Source organism: Candidatus Micrarchaeota archaeon, assembly GCA_021163225.1.
In the GTDB taxonomy this organism is placed as follows: Archaea; Micrarchaeota; Micrarchaeia; order Anstonellales; family JAGGXE01; genus JAGGXE01.
In genome coordinates this window covers 1-7,135 of sequence record JAGGXE010000040.1, presented here as the reverse complement: position 1 = coordinate 7,135, position 7,135 = coordinate 1, and the positions used below count along the sequence as shown (strand labels likewise).

General features: G+C 43.3%; 12 protein-coding genes. 9 read left to right on the top strand and 3 right to left on the bottom strand.

Features of this window, described 5'->3' with window-relative positions; genetic code table 11:
- The 9 genes from J7K41_02790 to J7K41_02750 all read left to right on the top strand — a co-directional run.
- The coding region (locus J7K41_02790; protein MCD6549607.1) for a thioredoxin domain-containing protein at window positions 1-1,111 on the top strand (1,111 nt) is incomplete at its 5' end.
- Window positions 1,112-1,145: 34 nt separating this feature from the next.
- Window positions 1,146-1,826, top strand: coding sequence for a hypothetical protein (locus J7K41_02785; protein ID MCD6549606.1), 681 nt, complete (start codon window positions 1,146-1,148; stop codon window positions 1,824-1,826).
- 34 nt (window positions 1,827-1,860) lie between these two features.
- Window positions 1,861-2,229 carry a roadblock/LC7 domain-containing protein gene (locus J7K41_02780; protein MCD6549605.1) on the top strand — a complete coding sequence of 123 codons (369 nt, stop codon included), beginning with the start codon at window positions 1,861-1,863 and terminating at the stop codon, window positions 2,227-2,229.
- Window positions 2,230-2,235: 6 nt separating this feature from the next.
- Complete coding sequence (locus tag J7K41_02775) at window positions 2,236-2,952, top strand: AAA family ATPase (GenBank protein MCD6549604.1); 717 nt, start codon at window positions 2,236-2,238, stop codon at window positions 2,950-2,952.
- A gap of 33 nt (window positions 2,953-2,985) precedes the next feature.
- Complete coding sequence (locus tag J7K41_02770) at window positions 2,986-3,384, top strand: hypothetical protein (GenBank protein MCD6549603.1); 399 nt, start codon at window positions 2,986-2,988, stop codon at window positions 3,382-3,384.
- Entirely contained in the window at window positions 3,335-3,757 is a 423-nt protein-coding gene (locus tag J7K41_02765; protein ID MCD6549602.1) for a hypothetical protein, read from the top strand. Before J7K41_02770 ends, J7K41_02765 begins: the two co-directional genes overlap by 50 nt.
- A gap of 10 nt (window positions 3,758-3,767) precedes the next feature.
- The gene (locus J7K41_02760; GenBank protein MCD6549601.1) at window positions 3,768-4,250 is read left to right on the top strand and encodes a hypothetical protein; all 483 of its coding nucleotides are present in this window, start codon (window positions 3,768-3,770) and stop codon (window positions 4,248-4,250) included.
- The gene (locus tag J7K41_02755; GenBank protein ID MCD6549600.1) at window positions 4,247-4,555 is read left to right on the top strand and encodes a hypothetical protein; all 309 of its coding nucleotides are present in this window, start codon (window positions 4,247-4,249) and stop codon (window positions 4,553-4,555) included. The genes J7K41_02760 and J7K41_02755 overlap by 4 nt, the downstream gene beginning before the upstream one ends.
- Complete coding sequence (locus tag J7K41_02750; GenBank protein ID MCD6549599.1) at window positions 4,543-5,010, top strand: hypothetical protein; 468 nt, start codon at window positions 4,543-4,545, stop codon at window positions 5,008-5,010. Before J7K41_02755 ends, J7K41_02750 begins: the two co-directional genes overlap by 13 nt.
- 6 nt (window positions 5,011-5,016) lie before the next feature.
- On the opposite strand, the gene J7K41_02745 is transcribed toward J7K41_02750, so the two are convergent.
- The 3 genes from J7K41_02745 to J7K41_02735 all read right to left on the bottom strand — a co-directional run bounded on the left by J7K41_02745 (window position 5,017) and on the right by J7K41_02735 (window position 7,080).
- Window positions 5,017-5,718 carry a hypothetical protein gene (locus tag J7K41_02745; GenBank protein ID MCD6549598.1) on the bottom strand — a complete coding sequence of 234 codons (702 nt, stop codon included), beginning with the start codon at window positions 5,716-5,718 and terminating at the stop codon, window positions 5,017-5,019.
- Window positions 5,719-5,767: 49 nt separating this feature from the next.
- Window positions 5,768-6,307, bottom strand: coding sequence for a tRNA (cytidine(56)-2'-O)-methyltransferase (locus J7K41_02740; protein ID MCD6549597.1), 540 nt, complete (start codon window positions 6,305-6,307; stop codon window positions 5,768-5,770).
- Window positions 6,308-6,372: 65 nt separating this feature from the next.
- Complete coding sequence (locus J7K41_02735) at window positions 6,373-7,080, bottom strand: hypothetical protein (GenBank protein MCD6549596.1); 708 nt, start codon at window positions 7,078-7,080, stop codon at window positions 6,373-6,375.
- Window positions 7,081-7,135 lie beyond the last annotated feature (55 nt).

Genomic DNA, 7,135 nt, shown 5'->3' with positions numbered 1-7,135 from the left:
GATCTGCATACAGCAGTATGGAGAAAAGCAATATGCAAAAAGCATTGCGCTAGCTAAGAATATTTCATTGTCATCATTCTTCGTACTCCGCAATGGTGATAGGTATATCCCTATTAATTATGTACCTGTTAAATTAGCGTTTGAAAAACAGATCTGCGATAATTTAAATGATTCACTATCAGATTGTAATGATCTCCCTGCACTACCAACTCTCACAGCAATTTTAATATACGATAATAGCACCCAACCTCAACCCGATTACATACCTACTGTTGAATCCGCATTGAATAAGACAGGTATTCCGATAACGATAGACCTTTTAAGTTATCCTTCAACCGAAGCAAAACAGTTAATCGACGAATACAATGTTTCGTATATTCCTGTTTTACTGATAAACGCAACTGATGCGAATAAGGATCAGAGTGACCTCCTCTATTCACAATTCGGTAACCCTATAAATTCGGTGTACGTTTGGGATATGTCTAATGCGCTTAAGGTTATTCCTACATACGTCGGGAAAAAGAGCGATGAAGTGACTCTTGACATATATGTGATGTCCCATTGTCCTTTCGGTTTACAGATGCAGAAGGCGGTAATACCTGTTGCAAAACTGTTCGAGAATGTAAGTAACGTTCATATAAACAATAAATTTGTCAATTATATAATGCACGGTCCGATAGAATTGGAAGACAACCTGTACGAATACTGTATCGATAAAGAATTCCCTGATAAATTCTGGGACTTTCTGACATGTTTCATCGAAAGTCATGGTAACAAAACCAAATGCATGGAAGAGCAAGGTATAAACACAACGGTTGTGGAAGCGTGTATCAACGAGACTAAATCCCAGTACTCCTTTGAGAACAACGCGTTCCCGATCTATAATGAAGAAAACGGTATGTACGGTGTGCGCGGTTCTCCCACTGTTGTGCTGAACGGAAGAACAGTCATCATATCCAGAACCCCAGAGGCAGTGAAGGAAGCGATATGTAACAGACTCGCCGAACCGCCGGCAGAGTGCAACGTATCGCTTGCAGGGTACAACATAATGCCCGGGTTCGGGCCGATAAACGCTTCCACATCTTCTTCGTCAAGCGGACGATGCGGTTGAACCCTTAAAAACCTTTCTTTCCTTCTTTATTCTTATGCTCAGTACCGGAGACAGAAACATAGACCTGTTTTTAGAAGGGGGATTACCACCTAGGTCTAACGTACTGTTACTCAGTCGTCCCGGACAGGAAAAGACAGTTTTCGCATTACAGTTCTTATGGGCCGGGTTGAAGGAAGGTGACATGTGCATTTTTATAACCACCGATACGTTTCCCGATTCTGTCATCACTGAAGCGCAGAGGTACAATTGGGATTTTGGGAGATATCTGGGTAAAACCCTCTTCTTTATAGACTGTTATTCATGGACACTCGGACAGAGAGGACTCAAAGAAAGGGACGGTATCATACCCGTGCTCGGTCCTACCGCACTTAACGACATCTCCATAGAACTTACTAAACTGATTTCCAGCACACCCAACAAGAAGAGGATAGTGTTTGCCTCCCTATCTACACTGTTGTTGAACAATGCACCAGAATCCGTGTTTAGGTTTATCCATATTACTGGTGCGCGTCTGAAATCCGAAAACGCTACATCTTTGTATCTCATGGATGAGGGAATGCACGATGAAAAGGTTGTTTCAACCATACAGCATCTCATGGATGACACACTGACCATAAAACGTAGTGGAGATTCGTGGATTTTGTTTTCCGAGAGACTTCCTTACCGTGAAGGTTTAAAAATAGAGTTTGGCATGCACGGTGTCCGGGCACTGTAAAAACATTTATATATGGATAAGGCGAGGGTTTATCATGGAGGCCGAACATATCAACAATGTATTAAATCCTCTGCTCGCATTGCGTTCCGTTATAGGTTGCGCTTTGGTCACACGTGATGGAATCGTTAGACACTACTCTTTCAACAGGGAGGAGGAAAGGTATAAACCTTCCATTCCTGTATTAAGCAGGATGTGCACCTCTTTTGAAGAGTTCGGTAAAGCATTTGAAGGAGGGAATCCTAAGTATATACTACTGAGTACTGAAACGGCCATGGTGCTCGCGGTCCGGTTATCTTCTGAACTGTTCATCATGTTGTTTTTGGACAAGGATGCCGACATAAACAGACCGTACAGATGGGTTATCTCAAACAGGCAGGAAATACTGTCTGCGGTAGGAGGGTGATCTTTAATGAAACGGGAAAAGGAAGAGTCTGTTCGTGTTCCTACCGGGATTCCGGGTCTCGATTCTATGATAGAGGGAGGTTTTGAAAGGAACAGTATTGTCATGGTAGCAGGCGAAGCGGGTGCAGGGAAATCAATCTTTGCCAACCAATTTTTGTATAACGGAATAGTTAAGTTCAATGAACCCGGGCTCTACATAAGTTTTGAAGAAAGTAAGGAGGAAGTGTATAGACGGATGAGACGTTTTGGTTGGGATTTTAAAAAGTTGGAGAAAGAGAAACGTTACATGTTCGTAAACTATCCTCCGAACGAAATCGAACGTTTCATCAACGACGCACCGTACATCAAAGATATGGTGGACGAGTTAGGGATAAAACGGGTTGTTATAGATTCTGTTACATCGCTCGTTCTGTTACAGAAAGATGCATATCTGAGGAGAACGGTTTTTCTTAAAACCATGGCTATGATAAAAAGGTGGGGATGCACGGCCCTCCTCACTTCCGAAGCAAAACAGACCGTACCCGGAGAGATCAGGGCGAGGTACGGGTTGGAGTATCTTGTGGATGGTTTCATAGCTATACATTTCATAAGGAAAAGGGACCTCAGGGAACGTGCGTTGGAAGTGGTGAAGATGAGGGGAACCGCTCATGAGATCCGTCTTGTTCCCATGAGGATCACGAGCGACGGTATACATCTCTACCGTGACCAACCCGTTTTTGATTGAAGATTTTTAAACGTTACATTGTTAACTTCATACATGGCACGCGGTCAGGTATCCGTAGAATACCTTGTTGTAACAGGAACATCTCTGTTCATATTATCCATTATCATATTCGGTATAATGTCGAACTATAACTCTGTGAAAAGACAGTTCCAGATGGAACAGGGCAGATATTTGATAGATGAGATATGTGAAACTGCGAATTATGTATATTCCTATTCACCCGGATCATCGGTTTCGGTCAGGTTGACCGTGCCGGACCTAAATCCGCAATATTCGTACATTGACGGCAGATTGATAAATCTCAGGATAGGGGACAGCGATATAAATGACAAATGCGCGGTTGAGATAAAAGGAACGTTACCTTCAGACCCCGGTGATTATCATGCAGTTTTTATCAAACGTGATGGCTATGTGGAACTCAGATTTTCATAAAGCCCAGGTTACCATCGAGTTCGTCACGGTCTTCTCCATATATCTTCTTACAGTGTTCTCCCTACTCTCTCATATCACAAACATCGAAAAAGTGAACCGGTTACATGTTGAACGATATCGAATGATGAACAATGTTGAAACCCTTCAGAACGCAGTGCTGGAAGCTTACCTATACAACAAATCGTCCGTCATTCCTCTCTCAGGTACTGCCTGTCGCTTTCACTCCCAAGGACTAAGATTGTCCTGTATCGATAAAGACATCGAGTACTCAGTTTCCTTACCTGTGCATGTTCATCTTACTGGTACCGTGACAGGTAAGGATACAGTGATCGTGTACAACGACGGGTCAAAAATCGTTGTCAAACCTTTGTAGGGTAATGCGTATGCGAAGGTTTAAGATGATGAGGATCTGGAAAAAAGGGCAACTGTTTGTTGCCGACCTTACAGTGTGGACGATTGTCATGTTATTAATCTTAACGTTACTGTCTTCGGTTTGGTTGGATGCGTACCATCGGACGCAAGAACGTACCGATAAAAACATAATGTCAAAATCTCTGGTTTACGCATCTGAACTTTTGGTCTCAGAAGGTTCTCCAGTGAGTATCGTGAGAGGTGGAAAACTTGATACGGATAAGATGGACATATTTATCAAGAGATGCAGGGAAGACTATGAAGTTACGAGGGAAATGTTAGGATTGTATCATTCCGGATGCAACCTCGATTACGGAGTAGTTGTGTATTATCTGAACGGCACCGTCATCGGTTCGTGTAACGCTGACCTCAACAACGGACTCGTGTATAACAGATATATAACTGATGATACGGGAAACGTTGTTGTAGTTTCGTTAAAGGTGAACAAAGCATGAACATGAGAGGGTTTGTGTTATCGGCAGACGCGTTGTTCGCGATATTTCTTACCGCAGTGTTCATAGTAGTGATATTCAATGTTATGAGAGAGGATGCTCATCCTTCGGTTAAGGATACGTTCGGTCAAGACGTGGCGCGGTTGGTATGCGAAGGGGTCTCTCCTGATCAGGTGTTTTCCCACGAACAGGTCTGCGGTTATATCTCTGTTAACGGTAACAGGAAAGATTATTGTTCTTGTAAGGATTATCTTGTTGTGAAACGGATATGTAACGATAAAAGGGTTGAAGTGGGATGGTGCAGATGAGAGGTTACTTCGGTTCCTTCATGGTTCTCGTAATATGTACGATGATTCTCATTCTGTTGTTCGCCGTCGCTGATAGACCTAAGGTGCAACGAATTACCGTAACCGATATGTTTCCCAAAACCTCTGTAGAGGGTGAAAAACTGGTGTTAACCGAAGATTTTCGCCCGGCACTTGAAAAGGCGGAACAGTTGAAGAACATCGGGGTCGTAGTGTTACCTAAACTGGATGTATGCGGATGCGCAATCTACGAGTACACGGATTTTCGCAAAGATGAAGTACGGATCTCTAAAGTCGGTGATTGTGCCATCTATATCAATGGGAGAGAAGTTAACGATACGGTGATGACACGGGAACTCGGTAGGGTTGATATAACCTTCGTATGCACAGACAAGCCAGTTCTACACGGACATATGAACGTTAACGGAACCGTGCTCCCGGTTACGTTTGCTGGTTAACATTGTTTATTCGGGTTCTGAGAGATTGGTTAGCATCGAATTGCATACAGGGCATCTGAATTTTAGGTCTACTGCCTCTTCGAACGTGTAGACTTTCTCGTTATCGCATACGTTGCACACGAAAAGAACGGCACCGTTCTCTGCAACAGTCCGTTCTTTGCTCAGTGATTCTGCCAATTCTTTGAGTTTCGCATCTCTAAAACTCCAGAAATAGGAATACCATCCGGACTCTTCATCCTTATCCCTAACATAGGTGACGAGACCTGCCTGATGAAGTTTGTACAGGGTCATTCTGACCTCGCTTTTGTTTGCCTTTATCTTACGTGCGAGTTCTTCATGTGTCATCGGTTTTACCAATGCCTGGACTACTGCAAGTGCGTGTTCGCCTGCTTTATTAACCAACGTCCGTCGCAAAAGAGAATCTTTCAACAAATTCTTTCTTGCACGGATAATCTTCCGTCTCTCGTACGCAGCATGCCTAGCAGCATCCGATTTCTGACTCTTTTTCTGTTTTGTATCTCCTTTCTTTTTTACAACCTTCTTTGATGTTCGTTTTGCCTTTGATTTTGAAGGTTTTGACTTTGAAGCAGAAGAAGATCGTCTGGAACGCGAAACGCTTTTGCTTTGCTTCTTTTTACCTGCTTTGCTTCTGCTGACTTTAGCTGCAGTCCTCTTATTTGAAGAAGTATTCTTTTTCCTGGTAGGCATACATTAATTATGTTTTTTCAGTTTTATATACGTTTCGGTATCCGCCTTCTTAATTAATGTCCTTTTTTGTTTTGCCGAATCTGGAATGCGGCACATCTATCTTACTGTTTTCAAACACTTTATCAAAAGACGGACCTACAGCATGCTCCAGAAAAACCGCTAATGCAGCGACCTCTGAATGCGGTTGAAAACCGACCGACAGGTTATAGTTTGCGAGTTCATACATCTCAATCGGTACCTTCTCACTACCCACCACAACAAGCAGACCTTTATACCCTTCTTTGACCTCTCTTTTGATTTCCGTCATCCCTTTCAAAAACTCCTCACCGTACATGGTTAGATGTACTACATACCATCCTTCTTTTCTGTACCTTTTAACAGCACTTTTCCAATCATCAAATCTGATGAAGAATCTTCCGCCCCATTTCCCCACTACTCTCTCAACCGATTCGATAACCCTCGGGTCACGTAAACCTGATATAATTATACCGTCGGCACCGAACGCGCGCGCAGTCAAACACACATGTGTGGTTATCCTTTTATCGCGTTCTGGTCGGTGACCGATACGCAACACGTGCACAGGAATCATTTGTCAGACCTCAAAGAAGTTAAGATAACTGACGTTAACGTTAAAAAGTAAAAAATAAAAAGATTTTATTGTGTTGGGATTCCCGGTATCGGTGGCATCTCTCCGCCCGGTTGTTCCGGTATCTGGAACAGTTGTGACAGGTCGCACACCTTACCGGGTGTTTCGAACTTTTCATCACCGAAGTTGCCGACGTTACAGTGTATATTGTATTTAAACATCTCTTCCGGCTTCTTGACTTCGACACCTGTTTCCTCGGGCGTTTCTTCCTCGGGATAAGTTGACTCCACTTCAGGCGTCTTTATCATTATCCAATCGCAATCGGCGAACGGTGTTCCTTCCATCTCCTCCTCTCCCTGTACCATCGATTCTGTCGAGATATATATTGCATTATCTTTCTGAATCTCCACGAAGTTACCTTCCGATGATGTTATCTCTATCCTGACCTTCTCTCCCTTTATGTACATGTGTATGTCTGCAGTTATCATTCCTTCTTCGGTTGTTTCTTCCATGGTCACGGTGCATTCAACAGGTTGTCCTGACATCATTATAGCAGTGTAATTTGTAAGGTCTATACCCTGTTCCTCTTCACCTTGCTCTTCCTGTTGTGCCGCTCCGCCCTCGCCAGCAGGAGGCTGCGGAGAGGTTTCCGGCACGTTCTGTTTCTGTTCCTGACCGGGAGCCGTTGAACCGCCTTCAGATTTGCCAGTACATCCGGCGATTGTCAGGGCTCCTATGAGAATTGCTATTGCCAGCATCACACCTAGCATTTTCATCTTTAATCACCTCCTAAATTGAAAGAATATGTTTGGTAATGTTTAAAAATTTGTT